General features: G+C 69.5%; 9 protein-coding genes. 5 read left to right on the top strand and 4 right to left on the bottom strand.

Annotated elements, in window-relative coordinates; all coding sequences use genetic code 11:
• Positions 1 to 80: 80 nt before the first annotated feature.
• Complete coding sequence (locus OUQ99_RS10635) at positions 81 to 6,308, bottom strand: protein kinase domain-containing protein (RefSeq protein WP_267949266.1); 6,228 nt, start codon at positions 6,306 to 6,308, stop codon at positions 81 to 83.
• 492 nt (positions 6,309 to 6,800) lie between these two features.
• Here OUQ99_RS10635 and OUQ99_RS10630 point away from each other — a divergent pair, with 492 nt between their 5' ends.
• Positions 6,801 to 8,471 (top strand): HsdM family class I SAM-dependent methyltransferase, encoded by a 1,671-nt coding sequence (locus OUQ99_RS10630; protein ID WP_267949265.1) that lies wholly within the window; start codon positions 6,801 to 6,803, stop codon positions 8,469 to 8,471.
• Positions 8,472 to 8,648: 177 nt separating this feature from the next.
• Here OUQ99_RS10630 and OUQ99_RS10625 read toward each other — a convergent pair whose 3' ends face one another.
• Both OUQ99_RS10625 and OUQ99_RS10620 read right to left on the bottom strand, forming a co-directional pair.
• Positions 8,649 to 8,777: a hypothetical protein gene (locus tag OUQ99_RS10625; RefSeq protein ID WP_267949264.1), complete on the bottom strand. Its 129-nt coding sequence runs from the start codon at positions 8,775 to 8,777 to the stop codon at positions 8,649 to 8,651.
• Positions 8,774 to 8,950 (bottom strand): hypothetical protein, encoded by a 177-nt coding sequence (locus OUQ99_RS10620; protein ID WP_267949263.1) that lies wholly within the window; start codon positions 8,948 to 8,950, stop codon positions 8,774 to 8,776. Before OUQ99_RS10620 ends, OUQ99_RS10625 begins: the two co-directional genes overlap by 4 nt.
• 139 nt (positions 8,951 to 9,089) lie before the next feature.
• On the opposite strand from OUQ99_RS10620, the gene OUQ99_RS10615 reads away from it, so the two are divergent.
• The 4 genes from OUQ99_RS10615 (at position 9,090) to OUQ99_RS10600 (ending at position 15,769) form a co-directional block, all read left to right on the top strand.
• Positions 9,090 to 10,031: a serine/threonine-protein kinase gene (locus OUQ99_RS10615; protein WP_267949262.1), complete on the top strand. Its 942-nt coding sequence runs from the start codon at positions 9,090 to 9,092 to the stop codon at positions 10,029 to 10,031.
• Positions 10,032 to 10,412: 381 nt separating this feature from the next.
• Complete coding sequence (locus OUQ99_RS10610; protein ID WP_267949261.1) at positions 10,413 to 12,521, top strand: UvrD-helicase domain-containing protein; 2,109 nt, start codon at positions 10,413 to 10,415, stop codon at positions 12,519 to 12,521.
• A 47-nt stretch (positions 12,522 to 12,568) separates the two neighbouring features.
• Complete coding sequence (locus tag OUQ99_RS10605) at positions 12,569 to 14,842, top strand: GmrSD restriction endonuclease domain-containing protein (RefSeq protein WP_267949260.1); 2,274 nt, start codon at positions 12,569 to 12,571, stop codon at positions 14,840 to 14,842.
• 42 nt (positions 14,843 to 14,884) lie between these two features.
• The gene (locus OUQ99_RS10600; protein ID WP_267949259.1) at positions 14,885 to 15,769 is read left to right on the top strand and encodes a hypothetical protein; all 885 of its coding nucleotides are present in this window, start codon (positions 14,885 to 14,887) and stop codon (positions 15,767 to 15,769) included.
• Between the two features lie 691 nt (positions 15,770 to 16,460).
• Here the strand turns inward: OUQ99_RS10600 and OUQ99_RS10595 are convergent.
• On the bottom strand, positions 16,461 to 16,736 hold the full coding sequence (locus OUQ99_RS10595) for a hypothetical protein (RefSeq protein ID WP_267949258.1): 276 nt from the start codon (positions 16,734 to 16,736) through the stop codon (positions 16,461 to 16,463).
• Between the last annotated feature and the right edge of the window lie 154 nt (positions 16,737 to 16,890).

Raw genomic sequence — 16,890 nt, 5'->3', positions numbered from 1 at the left:
CCTGTACTTGTAGCGTGCCCGGGCGTCGGACCTCGCCACAAGTACAGGATCACGTGGAGGCGGAAGGAGATCTGCGAAGGTCAGCGGCGGGATCCGGGGCCGAAGAAGGATTCGTAGCGGGCGATGATCGGAGCCCACTCCGCGTCGTGGGGGACGCGGACGACCTCCCACCCGGCGTCCTCCAGGCGCTCCTCGGCCTCGGCGTCGCGTTCGGCGACCCTGGCGTCCCGGTGCACGGGACCGTCGACGAACACCGCGACCTGGGCGCCGGGGAGCCGGTAGACGAAGTCCGGCTTGGCCGAAGCCTCGGCGACGAGCACCTGCGCGTCGTCGGGGAGGCGGTGGCCGTGGTCCTTGAGCCAGGTGACGAAGTCCTGCTCCAGGCTGGTGTCGGACTCGAAGCTCAGCCGCTTCATCTGCTCGGTGCGCGAGACGCCCTGACCGGTCGGCAGCGTCTCGGAGTCGGCCAGGCGCAGCAGCAGGTCGCGGATCAGGCGACGGTCGATGACCTGGTGGTCGCCCTGGTTGCCGTAGGTGAGCAGGCAGTCGTAGCAACCCCGGGCACAGGGCCTGCCGGTGTCGACCCCGTCCTCGTCCATGTGGCAGATGCCCAGCGCTGTCCGGGCGGCCCTGGCGAGCTTGTCGGGTTCGGCCTGGAGCTGGCGCAGCACACCTGCCCCGCCCTCGGCGGCCTCCGTGAACAGGATCCGGTCCCGGGGACCGTCTTCGGGGGGCAGGAGCTCGCTGGTGAGTTCGGCGTCCTCCAGCTCGAAGGCCGCCTCGATCCCCCGCTCCAGGGCGTACATGAGTGTGAGGGCCTGCTCGCGGGGCAGGGGCTGGGCCAGTTGCAGCACCACGATGTTGCGCCGGTCCTCGACGAAGGGGATGACGCGCTTGCGGTGGCCGCGCTCCTCCCCGCCGTCCTCGATCAGGGGCAGTTCGTCGGTGTCTCCGGTCGCCTTCTTGGCGTCCTGCTCGTTGAGCCACTTGCCGGTGCCCGGGTCCATCCAGAATCCGTCGGGCTCGTTGTCCTTGGCCCGCAGGCGCCCCAGGTTGGTGATGCGCACGGTCGCCGAGTCGCCGTAGTGCAGGGTGGCCAGGGCCCCCGCCGGATCCGCGACCTTGGCGTCCTGGCGGCCGAGCCGCTCGCCGTGGTCCTGGAACCGGTAGGAGGTGACCAAGCGGAACCCGGCCCGGCGGCGCTCCTCCTCGTCGGAGGAGATCTTCTCCCGCTTGGTCGTGTACACGGTGTGCAGCTGGAGCAGGCCGTAGGTGGAGGTCAGCGGCTGGTCGCACAACTGGCAGTTGTCAGCGAAGTGCTCCGGGGCGTGGTGGTAGCCGCAGTTCCCGCACCGTGACGCGGTGCCGGTCGCCAGGTCGCCTGTGGCGTCCGGCGGCAGCTGGACGCGCGTCACCTGGTAGCGGGAGCCCTCGTGGTAGATGAGGGCGCCGGGGCCGAACTCGCGGATGGCCACGAACCGGGGTCGCTGGAGGAAGTCGCCGTCGTCGAAGCGGGTGCGGCGGGTGGGGATGTAGGCGGCCAGGGGAAGACGCGGGAACGAATAGCCGGGAAGGAAGCCCTCGCTGGCCAGGTAGCGGTAGGGGTTGAAGTCGCTCAGCAGGGACTTGCTGTCCTGGCTCTCGTTCTTGAGCAGCTTGATCTGCGTCTCGGCCTCGGCCCGGCGGCGTCCCGCGTTGTGCCGGTCCCGCTCGCCGAGGCTGTGGTCCAGCACGCGCCGGTTCTGCTCGGCCTGGTCCACCAGGGCGGCGCGGAACAGGTCCCGCCAGCGATCGAACGCGCGGTCGAAGACCTCGGGCGCGTTGCGGACCCTGCGCTCCAACCAGGCGTCGTCCCACCAGACCATGGACTCCAGCAGGGGGAGGACGTCGTCGAACACCATCCGGGCGGCGGCGATCGCGCGGCGCTGGGCCGCCGGATCCTCGATCTTGTTCCGGGGGTCGTCCTGGAGCCGAAGGACCGGCGCGGGAACGCGCTGGGTCTCGTCGTAGTCGACGTCCACGACGTCCGGGACGGCACGGCCCAGGGAGAGGCCGGTCTCGGAGAGCCAGATGGCCTGGAGGTGCGCCACGACGAGGTCCTCGTTGGCCAGGTCCAGGCGAGGCGCCTGCACCACGCCGGCGACCATCCGGTCGGACCTGCGGAAGTAGTACTGGTCGTGGCTGTTGCCGGTGGCGCAGTAGGTCGTGATGAGGGCGGGTTGGCCGCTTCGCCCTCCGCGTCCGCTGCGCTGCGCGTAGTTGGCGGGAGTGGGCGGGACGTTGCGCATCATGACCGCGTTGAGCTCCTTGATGTCCACCCCCAGCTCCATTGTGGGCGAACAGTACAGGAGCTTCAGCTCGGCCTCGCTGAACTGCTCCTCGCGCTCCTGTCGGATCTCGGGCGGAACCTGGGCCGTGTGCTCGCGGGCGACCAGGCCCGTCAGGGACGCGGCGGCGCCCCGGTACAGGTCACGGAAGAAGGTGTTGACACGAGGGCCGTCGCCGCTGGCGTAGGTACGGGTGAGCGGATCCTGCGCGCCGAACCTGCCCTCGCCGGCCTTCCAGACGAGGCAGGCCGCATCCACCTGGTATCCGGTGACGGAGTCGCCGTCGGTGCGGCGGAACCTGTTGTGGCGCCCCTGCGGGGCCTCCTTCGTCCGGTGGAGGAGCCCGGCCTCCGCGAGGACTTCGAGGAGTTGACCGATGATGTGCTGGAGGTCGTCGGCGTGGAGGTCCCTGAAGTGCACCCGTCCGAGGTACTTGGCAAACTTGCCGCGCCCGGACAGGAACAGGCCGGTCCGGTTCATACCGGGGCTGGACGGGCGCGGGTAGGCGATCCCCACCCGCGGCCGGTCGGTCTTGGACAGCACCCACGGGTCGACCAGGCGGGTCTCGCTGGCGCCCTGGAGGGACTCGAAGGACTCGTCGCGGAAGAACGGCGTGTCGATGGCCAGCCCTCGCCGCATCTCGTCCATGAGGGCGCGCAGGACCACCCGCCGCACGTGGGGTTCGGCGCCGCGCAGCTCGGGGACGGTCTCCTCCCAGCGGCCCTCCTGCTCCGCCACCCAGTCCAGATCCGCGTAGTCCACGCGGAGCAGCCCGGTCTGCTCCAGGTTGGGCATGGTGACCCGCCAGCCGCGTTCCAGGTCCAGGTACAGGCGGAAGGCGATGACGTCGCGCAGGGTACTGGCGGCCTGACTGGCCAGCCGGGGCGGCGGGTTGGCGCTCTTGGAGTACTCGGCGGGCTTCAGGGCCAGGGTCTCGGCCACACGGGACGCGAGGTGTTCGGAGGTCAGCCCCTCTTCCCCCGCGGCCACCAGAGCCCGGTACAGGCCTCCTCGCAGCTCGGTGACCTGGACGAAGTCGTTGAAGTGACCGGCCTGAAGGGAGGCGTCCTGGCGGTTGTCGACGAAGGTGAGGAGCTTGCGGGCCGCCTGGGGCAGGGAGTCCTCGGGCACGGCCTTGAGGGCGCGCACGATGGTGCCCGACACCAGGGACGTCGCGGAGGAACGACCCTCCTGGTCCAGGCTGGCGAGCTTGCCGAAGTCCCTGCCTCGCTTCTGTTCGTAGCTGATCCCGCAGTGGGGGCAGAACAGGAAGGGCGCGGGGATGAAGGCGGCCTGGAGCTCCCCCCGCCCCTCGACGCCCTGCGCGTCGACCGTGACGGCGCGCGGGACGTGGGCGAGGAAGTTCTTGCGGACGTTCTCCTGGTGGGCGTCGTCCACCTCCAGCCAGGACTCCGGCAGGAGGCGCTTCTCGAGAACGGTGTCCAGGCCGGACGGCCACGGGGCGTCCGGGGAGACGTACAGGTAGCCCTCGACGGCACCCTTCTCCTCGGCGGTGGCGCCGCGTCGGGACTGGTAGACGGTGCCCGTCGGCTTCTCCACCCTCCGAACGGTCATGAAGTCCTGACCGCACTCGCGGCAGAACGCCAGCGGCAACAGGATGTGGCCGTCCGTGCCGGGCTGTTCCAGCTGGTACTCACGAGTGAGGAAGCGGGTCTCGGGATCCTCCAGGGTGACATGGACGGTGTCGCCCTTGGACAGGAACTGGTGGAGCCGGAAGGCGAACAGGGGCCGGCGGTTGCCGGGGTGGAAGGCCTCGGCCCCCGCTTCCAGGGTGCGCCGGATCGCCTCGACGCACTGCTCCTGGGGCACACCGCTGTCGCGGGACAGTTCGGCGGCGGCCGTCTCGACCCGCGTGGGCTTCTGTCGGACCAAACGCCCCCTGGGGTCGGTGGTGAGGCCGAACGTGCTCTCGATCCACCGGGCCAGGGGGTCGCGGTGCAGATCGTCGTAGGAGCGCGGGGCGTCCGGTGCGCTCAGGCGCTCGGCCTCGACCTGCGCAGGGGCGTAGGAGGTGGCGCGGACGAGCGTCTCGGTGATGACGTTGTCGGGGCGTACCGGGGTGCCGAAGATCTTGGTGCCGACGTCGGCGACCACCTGCTTCTGTTCGTCCGCGGTGCCCTCGGAGGACATCGTGGCGGAGGTCCCCACGCACTGCACGTTCGGCGCCTCGCACGCCTGGCGGACCCGCCGGATGAGCATGGCGACGTCGGCTCCCTGGCGGCCGCGGTAGGTGTGGAGCTCGTCGAAGACGAGGAAGTCCAGCCCCCGGGCCATCTTGATGAGGGAGGATCGGTCGGCGGGCCGGGTGAGCATCAGCTCCAGCATCACGTAGTTGGTGAGCAGGATGTCCGGCGGGTTGTCCCGCAGCTCCTTGCGCCTCTCCTCGCTCTCCTGGCCGGTGTAGCGGGCGAAGGTGACGGGCTCCCGTCCCGCACCGTAGCCGTTGGTCAGGAACTTCTGCAGCTCCTTGAGCTGGCTGTTGGCCAGGGCGTTCATGGGGTAGACGATGATCGCCCTGACCCGGTTGGTCCGGTGCCCCTCCGCCTTCTCGCGGTCGCGTTCTCGCAGGACCCGATCCACGATCGGCACGATGTAGGACAGCGACTTTCCGGAACCTGTGCCGGTGGTCAGGATGTAGGAGCCACCGGTTCCGGCCGTCTCCACAGCCTCGCGCTGGTGCTTGTGCAGGGTGAGGGGGCGCCCGTCGCAGACCGTGCCGCCCTCGGTCTTCCCCTCCTGGAAGATCCTGGCGCACTCCTTGTGCAGCAATCCCTCGTTCACGAGTTCGGGGAGCGTGCCGCCGGAGGCGAAGAAGGGGTTGAGCGACAGCCAGGGATCGGGCCACTGGGACTTCTCGTCCAGGTTCTTCTTGAGGAAGTCGGCGATGCGGTCGTCGCGGATCACCGTGCCGCCCTCGGTGAAGGCCCGGTACTCGTCGATGACCTGCTTGTGCAGCGTGAAGACGTCCATGACGCCGAGCGGCGCGTCGTGGACACGTCGGGCCGTGGTGGTGTCGGGCAGTACGGCCGCGGGGGTGGGAGCGGGCAGGTAGGCACGCGGATCGAAGTCGGACCAGCCGTCGACCTCGCCTTCGCCGGCGGCCAGCGGGCGCAGTGCCTCGCGGACCTCCGCTGCGCTCGCGGGCCGATCGGACGGCTTCTTCGCCAAGAGCTGTTCGAGCAGGTAGGTGAGCGGCGGGGGGATGTCACCGCGCAGGAGTCCCAGCGGGGGGACCTGGTCGAACTTGTGCTTGGGACCCAGATCGTAGGGGCCCGTGCCGATGAAGGGCGGGGTACCGGTGAGGAGCTCGTACAGGACACAGCCCAGGGCGTACAGGTCGGCAGCGCTGGAGACCTTGGCCCCCTCGAACTGTTCGGGGGCCATGTACCGGGCGGTACCGACGGTGGCGTCGGTACCGGTGATCCGACTGATGTCGGGGTCGTCGATGATCAGACCCATACCGAAGTCGAGGACCTTGACGCGGCCGCCCCGGGTGATCATCACGTTGGCGGGCTTGAGGTCACGATGGATGATCCTCTCCCCGTGCGCGGCGTAGAGGGCGTCGGCGATCTGGGCACCGATCGCGGCCACCCAGGAGACGGGCAGCTGGGGTTCCTCATCGCCAAGGTCGCGCAGGGTACAGCCGTCCAGGAGCTCGATGGCCAGGTAGGGCAGGTGACCGCCCCCAGCCGTGTCCACCCCGCCGTCGACGACATGGGGAATGCCGGGGTGATCGAGGCGTCGCATGATCTCGACCTCACGAGCGAAGCGTCGTGCCGACGCCTCGCCGGGATCGACCGGCGCTCCCGACCGGCGGCGCAGGATCAGCTTGACCGCGACCTCGCGGTCTGGAGCGTCCTCGGGCGCCGCCGTATCCTCCGCCCGGTGGACCTCGCCCATGTTCCCGCGGTCGATGAGCCCGTCCAGGCGGAACCGCTCCGCCACGTACTGCCGTTCCATTGCTCGTCCCTCACGTTCTGCCGTGTCAGCACCTGCCCCTGGGCGCGTGGCCCATGCTCCCAGGGCCGGATTCACGCCTGCGCGTACACAGATCACCATCACATGACAAGTTGTATGCTGTTTACTTCGCAAACATACATGCCTGATGTGACGAAGGACAACCCCGCGAGAACACTGGGACATCCGAAAACGGGACGGGGAGGCATCTCCTGCAGACCACGCCCGGACAACAGAAAGGACGCCCGAGGCGCCGGGGCGGATTACCCGGACCGCAGCCCCATCCATCCGCCCTTGGTCCCCTTCCCAAAGAATCAGCGCCTCCAACAGGCCTTTGGTCCCTTGTTCACGTGCACAGGGGACCATGCAGAGCAAGGACCCCGCCTGTTCGGCAGGTACACGGAGGCGTGCCTTCCATCCTCGACCCATGGAAGCGTTGACGACGCAAACACCCTGGTTCGGTCCCCCCTGGGGGCTCCCGTGTACTGTGACCGCATGGATTCCAGCGACCAGTCTGTCAGCGACGAGCAGCAGGTCACCGCAGCCGACATCGCCCGCCTCGCCGGTGTCACCCGCGCCGCCGTCTCCAACTGGCGGCGTCGCCACGACGACTTCCCCTCCCCGAGCAGCGGGACCTCCTCCAGCCCCCTCTTCGCCGTCTCGCAGATCCGAGCCTGGCTGGACAGCCAGAACAAGGGTGTCGAGGAATCCACGGAGGTCCAGCTGTGGCAAGCGCTGCGGGCCGAGTACCCCGCTCACATGCTCCGGGGCCTGGCCGACGTCGCCGAGTACCTGACAGAGGGGCACACGGAGGAGCTCGGAGAGTCCACCCTCCGGCTCGTACGGTCTCTGGTGGAGGAGACCTCACCGTCCCACGTCACCTCCGCGCTGACGACGCGTTTCCTCAATTCCCACGAGCGCTCGGGAACCGCGTCGGCGTCCACCACACGGCTGACCAGAGCGCTGACCGCCCTCACCGACCGTTCGGCCACCAGCGTCCTCGACCCCGCCTGCGGCACCGGTTCACTGCTGTTCGCGGTGGGCACCCCATCGGCCTCGCGCACAGGGCAGGACATCGACCCCGACGCCGTCCGATTCGCACAGGCCCGTTCTGCCCTGGAACACGGTGAGACGGCGGACATCCGCGTTGGAGACTCTCTGCGCTCCGACCAGTGGCCCGACCACCAGGTGGAACTCGTGGTGTGCGATCCGCCCCCCGCGACGACCGACTGGGGTCGCGAGGAACTCCTCATGGACCCGCGCTGGGAACTGGCCCTGCCACCCAGGGCGGAGAGCGAGCTGGCCTGGCTCCAGCACGCCTACGCGCACACCGCTCCCGGCGGTCAGACCGCCGTGGTCATGTCCACGTCGTGCGCCTACCGGCGCACCGGCCGCCGCATCCGTGCCGACCTCGTGCGTCGGGGCCTACTCACCGATGTCATCGCCCTGCCCGCCGGCCTGGCAGCCGCGCACGCACAACCCGTCCACCTGTGGCTGCTGAGGAGACCGGTCTCCGACAGGGACAGCGCGTCCGCCGTCCGCATGTGGGATCTGACATCGGTCCCGCCCGACGGCCCGTGGCAGTTGCCGGAGGAGCCGGACGCGGAGGTCCCCCTCATCGATCTGCTCGGCGATGCGGTCGACCTGAACCCGGCAAGGCATGTCACACCCGATGTCAGCGACCTGCCGAACGCCTTCGCCGACGCGCACGAGAAACTGCGTGCCCTGGCCGACCGCCTGGGCGACGGCCTTCCCCCGCTCGCCGCGGGAGGGCCGGCCGTGGCCGAAAGCCGGGTACGGATAGCCGACCTGGTCGACGAGGGCCTGGTGAATGTGGACGGGGACTCCCTGCGAGCGGTGGACGACCAGCTGGACACCGACTTCCTCAACGGGTTCCTGCGCAGTGCGTCCAACACCCGGCGCTCCACCAGCACCAGCGGTACCTTCCGCACCGATGCCCGGGCCTCGTACGTACCGAAGCTGGGTGTGGAGGAGCAACGCCGGTACGGGGCCGCCTTCCGTGCCGTCGCGGACTTCGAGCGGCAGGCCCGGGAGTTGTCGGCACTCGCCGCCACTGCTGCGGAACTGGCGAGGGAGGGGCTGACGAGCGGGATGTTGAGGCCGGACACACCTGCCACTCCTGAGGACACCTCCGCTCCGGAGTGAGCGATCCAGCGACGGTTACGAGGATCCGAACGTCTGGCCGACCCGTACACCGGGCTCCGAGGGCACAGAACCGTCGGTCGAGGCCGTCGTTCCTTCGCGTTGCCAGTGACTTGTCACCCCCTGTAGCGTGACCTGCGCAACTGACCGATCGCCCGTTGGGCGGGGAGGCCTACCCTGTCATTGGAGCACAACGTCCATCAGGGGCACTTCGGTGAGCATTTCGCCCGGGTCCTGGCCGCCGCTGCCGGCCTGACGGTGTCCAAGCCCGAGCCTGATTTCGGCGGGATCGATCTGAACATCGCTCATCCCGGCCCCTCGGCGGCCGGCGTTTCCCCTCCATCGATGTCCAGATCAAGTCGTGGAGCCGTCCGGCGGGCACCGAGACCCACTGGAACTACGACGGCCTCTCCCAGACGCAGTTCAACGCACTCGCCGGCCGGGACATCCGTCTCCCGCGCTTCCTCCTCCTCGTGGTCCATCGACGGCCGTCCTCCGGACGGACGGACGTGACCCCTGTGTCAGCGCCCGATACGGTGGCCTTCCTCCGGCGCGGCCGGGCCTCGACGGCGAAGGCCCGCCGCACAGCCTCCAGACCCGTTCCCCAGAAATGACGACGGTATGAACCCGGCCCCCTCCTCCAACAAGCCCCGCTTGCTCGCGGGCCGTTACGAGCTCGGACGGGCTCCCCTCGGCCGCGGGGGCATGGGGCAGGTGTGGGTCGGTCACGACATCCGCCTCGACCGGGAGGTGGCCGTCAAGTTCCTCCACTTCCCCCAAGGCGTGGAGGACACCGACATGGTGCGCCGCTTCCACCGGGAGGCGCGCATCACCGCCGGCCTCCAGCATGCCGGGGTGCCCGCAGTCTTCGACACCGGCACCGCGGACGGGCTTCCGTACCTGGTGATGCAGCGCGTCCACGGCATCGGCGTGCACGATCTCATCGCCGAGCAGGAAAGGCTGTCGGTGGGCTGGGCCGCCTGCCTTACCGCGCAGGTGTGCTCGGTTCTCGGCTCCGCCCACCGGGCCTCCCTGGTACACCGGGACCTGAAACCCGGAAACCTGATCCTGGAGCCCGAGGGCAGCGTGAAAGTCCTGGACTTCGGTCTGGCCGTCGCTCTGGGCCGCACCGACATGTCCCAGATCACCCGGAGCGGGGACATCCCCGGCACGCCGGCCTACATGGCGCCCGAGCAGCTGCTGAACGGGGAGAGCACGGCGCACAGCGACCTGTACTCGCTGGGTTGCGTACTGCACGAGATGCTGACCGGACGACGGCTGTTCACGGCGTCCACCGCGTTCGCCCTGGCGTCCAAACAGGTCGGTGAGAAGCCCGATCGGATACGCGACCTGCGACCCGAGGTTCCGGTCGAGCTGTGCGAGGTGGTGGCCGCGTTGTTGGAGAAGGAACCGGGCAACCGACCTCGGAACGCGATAGAGGTGTACGACCGCGTCATCAGTTTCGTGACGGACCTCGAACCGATTCCCGGGGTGCTCCATCCCCCGTCGTTGCCGAGCCCGCACAGAATGTACGGGTTCGCCCTGGGGCGGGTCTTCCGTTGAGCAGATCGTCGCAGTCACCACCGGGTGAGTTCCCCGGACACCGCACGACGCCTCTGAGGTGCGTGGGCACTCGAAGGCGGACGAACCAGAGCGACCAAGTCATTCCGGATAACGAGTGGGCAACCGGGACGAGAACACCCAAGCAGTGAAAGCTCGGAAACGTTAGGTTGAGGAGGCACGTTCTGGTACTCGGAACCACCCGCTCCGGTTCCCGTCGTCCCCTCCCGGCAAGGATCCGTTTCATGCGCCGCGGCACCCCCACCCCTCGGGCCTCCGACGGGCCGCCCCTGCCCCATGTGCGGCCTCCTCTGCCGAGCCGCCCACCGCCAAGGCCTCCACTTCCTCTCTCCCCCGGACATCCCCGACGCTAGGACACCAGCCGTGGCCCAACTCGCCCTCGACAAGGATTTTCTCCTCGAGTTCCCCAGTCTCGAAAAGCAGGTCAGGGAACGTGTGAGCGAGGTGTTCGCCAAGTTCGAGCACGCCACCCACGCCGGTCTGCACCTGGAGAAGATCACCGGCGCCCGCGACGACCGCATGCGCACCATCCGCATCGACCAGTTCTGGCGCGGGGTGTTGCTGGCCCCGCCGAACGGCGACACCTACACCCTGCTCAAGGTGTTGCCGCACGATGCCGCCTACGACTGGGCCAAGAGGCGCAAGGCGTCGGTGAACGCAGTCACCGGCGCCATCGAGATCCGTGACATCGCAGCGCTGGACGCGAGCATCCCCCATATGAAGCGGATGGCGGAGTCCGTCCCTGAACGCCTCTTCGAGCACGTCAAGGATGCGGACCTGCGACGGCTGGGTATCGACGAGCACACCCTGCCGCTGGTCCGGGTGCTCACGGCCTCCTTCCAGCTCGAGGCCGCACGTGGGCTGCTGCCCCCGGTCCAGTGGGACGTCCTGTACGGGCTCGCAGCCGGGCTGAGCCCCGAGGAGGTGTGGGACGAACTCGGTGCGTCGATCGTCGGGGACGTCGACCCCGAAGACCTGGACGCGGCGGTCCGGCGCAGCTCGGACCGCGTGCTGCTGGTCGAGGGCCCCGACGAGCTGATGGCCGCACTGGCGCACCCGTTCGACCTGTGGCGGATCTACCTGCACCCCGTGCAGCGCGCAGTCGTCGACGCCTCCTACAAGGGATCCGCCCGGATCAGCGGCGGCCCGGGGACCGGCAAGACCGTGGTGGCCCTGCATCGCGCCCATCGTCTGGCCCGGGCCGGCGGCAGGGTCCTGCTCACCACGTTCACCTCCACCCTGGCCGAATCGCTGCAGGCGAGTCTGACGCTTCTCGCCGAGACCACCGGCGCAGGCGAGGCCCCCGACGTGTTGTCCAGGGTCCGGGTGGAACACGTCGACCGGTTGGCCCACAGGGTGTTCCGCGAGGCGCACGGCTTGCCCGAACTGGTGACCGCACAGCGCGAACGCCGCCTCTGGGAGGAGGTGACGGACCAGCTCGGCCTGGACCTGTCCGCGACCTTCCTCGCCGAGGAATGGCGCCAGGTCGTCCTGGCCCGGGGCGCGCGCACGGCTGCCGAATACCTCAGCGCCAAACGCACCGGCCGGGGGCGGGGGCTCGGTGCGTCGGCCAAGGCACAGGTCTGGCAGGCGGTGACGGCCTTCCAGGAGTTGCTGGCCGAGCGCGGCCTGTGGACCTACGAGACCGTCGTGGAGGAGGGGGCCCGGCTGCTCTCCGAACGCGACGACAAGCCGTTCGACCACGTCGTCGTGGACGAGGCCCAGGACCTGTACCCGGGGCAGTGGCGGCTGCTGCGCGCGGCAGCCGCCGAGGGACCCGACGACATGTTCGTCGCCGGCGACACCCATCAGCGCATCTACGGCCCCCAGGTGAGTTTCTCCGAGGTCGGCATCAACGTCCGCGGTCGCTCGTCGAAGCTGCGGATCAACTACAGGACCACCGCGCAGATCCTGCGCTGGAGCCTGGGACTGATGCGCGGGCAGGCCGTGGACGACATGGACGGCGGACTCGACTCCGTGGCGGGCTGCCGCTCCGAGATGCGCGGAGCGGAACCGGTCCTGAAGGGATTCACCAGTTGGGACACGGAGCTGCGCCATCTGACGGAGACCGTGCGCTCCTGGACCGACGCCGAGGTCCTGCCCGAGGAGATCGGCGTGGCCGCACGGTCCAACAAGACAGTGGAACAGGTGGTCGCCGCTCTCGAGGCAGCCGGACTGCCGGCGCGGGCCCTGGCGAAGGGCGCGCACGAAGGCAAGGGGGTGGCGGTCGGCACCATGCACCGGATGAAGGGACTGGAGTTCCGGTGCCTGGCCGTGGTCGGAACAAGCGGTGAACAGCTGCCCGCTCCGAGGAGCGTCACCCCGGAGGACGAGGATCCGGGAGCCCACGCCCGGGACCTGCTGCGTGAACGCAGCCTGCTCTTCGTCGCGTGCACCCGCGCCCGGGAACAGCTGACCGTGAGCTGGCACCACTCCCCCAGCCCGTTCATCGACGCGGTCCTGTCCGACTGACGCTCCACGCCCCTCGCCCCTCCTCCCCCGAAACGAAAGACTGCCCCATGGCGAAACTGTCCACGCTCCTCGACCAGATCGACTCCGGAACCGTCCTGCTGCCCGAGTTCCAGCGCGGCTACGTATGGAACCAGGACCAGGTGCGAGGACTCATGCTGTCGCTGTACAGGGGTCACCCCGTGGGCAGCCTGCTGTTGTGGGAGACCTCGGCCGACGACATGGCGGTGCGCGGGGGCCTGGTGGGAAGCGGCACCCACCTGCTCCTGTTGGACGGTCAGCAGCGGGTCACCTCGCTGTACGGGGTGGTCCGGGGGCGGGCACCCGCGTTCTTCGAGGGCAACGCCAGGGCGTTCACCGGCCTGTACTTCAACGTGGACACGGAGAAGTTCCGCTTCTACCAGGCCAACCTCATGAACGGGGACCCGCACTGGGTGGCGGTCACCGAGCTCTTCCAGAACGGCCCGGTGTCCTTCCTGACCCGCTTCTCCGAGAATCCGGCCGAAGCGAGGCTGTACCTGGAGCGGCTCAACCGGCTGAGCCAGATCACCGAGAAGGACTTCCCGCAGGAGAAGATCACCGGCGCGGAGCGGACCGTCGACGAGGTCGTGGACATCTTCAACCGGGTGAACTCCGGCGGGACCAAGCTGTCCAAGGGCGACCTGGCGCTGGCCAAGCTGTGCTCGCAGTGGCCGGAGGCGCGCTCGTCCATGCGCGGAGCCCTGGCGCGCTGGGAGGAGGCGGGCTTCTCCTTCAGCCTGGACTGGCTGCTGCGCAACGCGAATGCGGTCGCGTCCGGACGCGCCCTGTTCGACGCCCTGGAGAAGGTGTCCACCGAGCAGTTCCAGCAGGCCCTCTCGGGTTCGGTCGACCACGTCGGCACGTTCCTGGACGCGGTGTCGGGCCGCCTGGGACTGGACCACGACCGGGTTCTGATGGGGCGTGCGGCAATCCCGGTCGCCTCCAGGCTGCTGGAGCTCAACGGCGGGCGCTTCACGGACGCCGGCCACCGGGACCGTGTGCTGTTCTGGTACGTCCACAGCGCCCTGTGGGGGCGCTACGCCGGATCGACCGAGACCTACTGGCAGCAGGACTACGACACCGTCGCCGAGTCCGGCGTGGACGGCCTGATCGCCAACCTGGAGCGGGCCCGGGGCGGAAGCCTCGAAGTGCATTCCCACGACTTCGAGGGCTCCACGAAGGGGTCGCGGTTCTACCCCCTGCTGTACATGCTCACCCGGGTCAAGGGGGCACGCGATTTCGGCAGCGGCCTGGAGCTGAAGGCGGAACTGCTGGGCAAGCTGTCCTCGCTCCAGGTCCACCACGTCTTCCCCAAGCGGGCCCTGCGAGACTCCTACGAGCGCGGTCACGTCAACGCCCTCGCCAACTTCTGCTTCCTCACCCAGCAGACCAACCTGGAGATCTCCGACCGCCACCCCGAGGAGTACTTCCCGGAGGTGGAGGAGCGCCACCCCGGTGTGCTGGCCTCGCAGTGGATCCCGATGGACCCCGACCTGTGGAAGGTCGAGAACTACCTGGACTTCCTGGCAGCGCGCCGGGAGCTGCTGGCCGACGCGGCCGACTCCTTCCTGTCCGAGCTCGCCTCGGGCTCCGACTCCACCGCCGAAGCGGTGGAACCGCTGAGGCCGGTCGTTGTGGTCGCCGGCGAACCGGACGATGCCCGGTCCATGCAGGTTCGGGAGATGGTGGACGAACTGCTGCGTCTGGGGTACGCCGAGCCCGAGCTGGACGCCTCGATCAGCGACCCCGAGCGGGGGCAGGTGATCGCGGTGGCCGAGGCCTTCTGGCCGGACGGCCTCCAGCACGGCTGGGGCAAGCCGGTGGTGCTCGAACTGGACCCCGACCAGGCGGACCTGCCGAGGCTGCAGGAACTGGGCTACGAGGTGTTCACTTCGGTGGACTCACTGCTGGGGTTCGTGAACCGGCGCGACCAGGACGCGGCGGGCGAGCCTGCGGAGGAGGCACGGGCGCAGGGGGAGGCTCCGGCGGACAACCCTGTGACCGCCGACTTCGGCCGTGCAATGCTCTCAGTCTACGAGCGCGGAAAGGCCGAGGCGGACTACACCGCGTCGTTCTTCCTGGGCATGCTCTCGGATCTGGGCCCACTGGGCACGGCGCGCAAGCTGCTGCACGCCCCTGCGGTCTCGGACGGGTTCGCGAACCTGTGGGAGAGGGGACGGCTGGACCTGACGGTGGAGGCGCTGGTCCTTCAGCCGGAGTTCTCACCGCTGTTCACCGAGGAGGAGCTGAACCGGGCCCGGACCAGGCTGGAGCAGTTCGGGCACCGCTTCCTCGACGCCTGACATCTTGCACGCCTGATCCGCCCCCGGTCCGACGAGGAAGCGATGCCCGAACCAGACGAGACAGGAAAGGCCCGGGGGGCCGGGCAGTCCTCCGGCAGCGAGAACCGGTTGCACGGGGACATCCACAGTCCGACCGTGATGGCGCGTGACATCGACGGCGGCGTGTACTACCAGCAGATCACCGTATTGACCCGGAAACGGGAAGGTCTGGACGACGAGGAACGGGAACTCCTCGCCACCCTCGGAGCCGAGACGCTCCGGGCGGGGCAGCTGGCGGGGGAGGTCTCCTCCCTCCGGCATCAGTTGGAGGAACACCGCAAGAACTCGGCGACCGAACACGGCCTCCTGCGCCGACGCATCGCCCACCTGGAAGAGGAGCGCACGCATGCTCTCCACAGGATCGAACAGCTGCACAGCGAGCTCAAGGAGTCGCGTGAGCAGCGTCTGCGGGTCGAGGCCGAGCGGGACGAACTCCAGGAGGACCAGGTCATGCTGCACTTCGCACGGGCGGAGTCGGAGCTGCAGCGCAACGAGGTTCTTCGGAGGGAGATCACGGAACTCTCGCAGCAACGCGATCTCCACTACGAGTGGGCGCAGGAGGAAGAGCGGCGCGTCGCCGGAACGCGTGACGAGCTCGTCCGTGCGCGTCAGGAGGCAGAGGCCCGGGAGAGCGAACTCCTACAGGTCCAACAGGAGCTCGAGCGGACGGTGGCAGAACTGGCCGACCAGCGCGACCTCCACCGGGAGCGGGCCCAGAACGAGGAGCGGCGTGCAGCCGAAGCCCTGTCGGAGCTCGCACGGCTCAGAGAGCGAAGCGGACGGGGGACGCACACGGCATCGGTCGGGCGCTGGCGCGTCCTCCCGTGGCAAGCCGCTTTCCTGGGCCTGCTCGTCGGCCTCGTCCTGATGGCGGTGCTGCTCACCTGACCGCACTGCACGGCGCGGTGTCCGACTCCGCGCAGGCCCGCTGCAGGTGTTTCGATGGCAGCGCGTGAGGGTCGGCCGGTCACGGCCGCGGCCCCGTGTTACCGACCTCCGGGGCCTGGCCTGCACCTCCCGGCCGGGGCTGACCCGAGGACGCACACGCACGCTCCCTGCCCGGCCAACGGCCCGCTGACGGAGTCGCCCTGTCAGCGGGGGTCGGCCTGTCCGTCGGGTGTTCGTTCCACGGTCGAACAGGCTCACGGCGCTGACAGTGCAGCTCACAGGCCCGAAGGGTGTTCGTGTCAGAACCCCGACTTCTATGCGGTTCCCCCGCATCTTCTCTCTCGGTCGGGGCGGGGGTCGACATCCGGGGTTCGGGGCGGGCGGAGCGGCGGAACCGGTCCTCCTCCGAACGCGGTGTCCGATCGCCGCCGGCACACGCGCGGTCCCTGCGGGCCGGGTGGTGGGATGACGACGACACCGACAGACGGCGTGGCAGTACTGGAGGGCACGTACGCGGCCGGGGCCCGCCACCCGGCGGCGGGCGGCCCGGGCAGGGCCGACTTCGCCGAGCCGACGCCTGCGCTGTCCCGGGGCCGGAGGTCTGAGGGCGCTTTGTCGGCGCACCGTGGCACCCCCTGGGGGCCGGCGCCCGGGTCCGCCACGGCCCCGGGCGCCGACGTCTGGGTGGGGGTCAGTCGAAGTGGCAGCGGGGGTGCGGGACCCGGCCCAGGGGGCGCTTCGGGGGCCGGGGGCAGCGGGTGAGCGCGCGGACGCGGTCGTGTCCGCCGCGGGCCCGGCGGCGGGCGGCCGTCTCCCGTTCGTCGGCGGGGACGGGGGCCGGGGCGGCGGTCTGCGTGGGAGGCGCGCAGGGGGCGAGGAGCACGTGCGGGTTTCCCAGGGCTGCGGTGAGGGCGAGCGCGAGGAACCCGGAGCAGGGGATGAAGAGCGGACGTCGTTGCTCAGGCATACACGAAGCCTGACAACAATCACGCTGGGTCGTGCGCCGATCACAGGAAGAGCCGTGTCCGGTTCAGGCCATGTGGAGGACACATGAACCCCGTCCGACACGGGTAGCGCTTCGGCACCGAGGGCGACAGAACAGTTCCTTTGGGCGTTTTCGA

Origin of the sequence: Streptomonospora nanhaiensis, from assembly GCF_026642255.1 — a bacterium.
GTDB classification, from domain to species: Bacteria; Actinomycetota; Actinomycetes; order Streptosporangiales; family Streptosporangiaceae; genus Nocardiopsis; species Nocardiopsis tropica.
This window is presented reverse-complemented; position numbering and strand designations above follow the sequence as displayed.

What these genes read in the sequence shown, in the direction of transcription:
- OUQ99_RS10600 (WP_267949259.1), top strand. Translation starts at nt 14,885, where the DNA reads ATGCCCGAACCAGACGAGACAGGAAAGGCCCGGGGGGCCGGGCAGTCC.
- OUQ99_RS10605 (WP_267949260.1), top strand. Translation starts at nt 12,569, where the DNA reads ATGGCGAAACTGTCCACGCTCCTCGACCAGATCGACTCCGGAACCGTC.
- OUQ99_RS10595 (WP_267949258.1), bottom strand. Translation starts at nt 16,736, where the DNA reads ATGCCTGAGCAACGACGTCCGCTCTTCATCCCCTGCTCCGGGTTCCTC.
- OUQ99_RS10615 (WP_267949262.1), top strand. Translation starts at nt 9,090, where the DNA reads ATGAACCCGGCCCCCTCCTCCAACAAGCCCCGCTTGCTCGCGGGCCGT.
- OUQ99_RS10625 (WP_267949264.1), bottom strand. Translation starts at nt 8,777, where the DNA reads ATGAGCGATGTTCAGATCGATCCCGCCGAAATCAGGCTCGGGCTTGGA.
- OUQ99_RS10620 (WP_267949263.1), bottom strand. Translation starts at nt 8,950, where the DNA reads ATGGACCACGAGGAGGAGGAAGCGCGGGAGACGGATGTCCCGGCCGGC.
- OUQ99_RS10630 (WP_267949265.1), top strand. Translation starts at nt 6,801, where the DNA reads ATGGATTCCAGCGACCAGTCTGTCAGCGACGAGCAGCAGGTCACCGCA.
- OUQ99_RS10635 (WP_267949266.1), bottom strand. Translation starts at nt 6,308, where the DNA reads ATGGAACGGCAGTACGTGGCGGAGCGGTTCCGCCTGGACGGGCTCATC.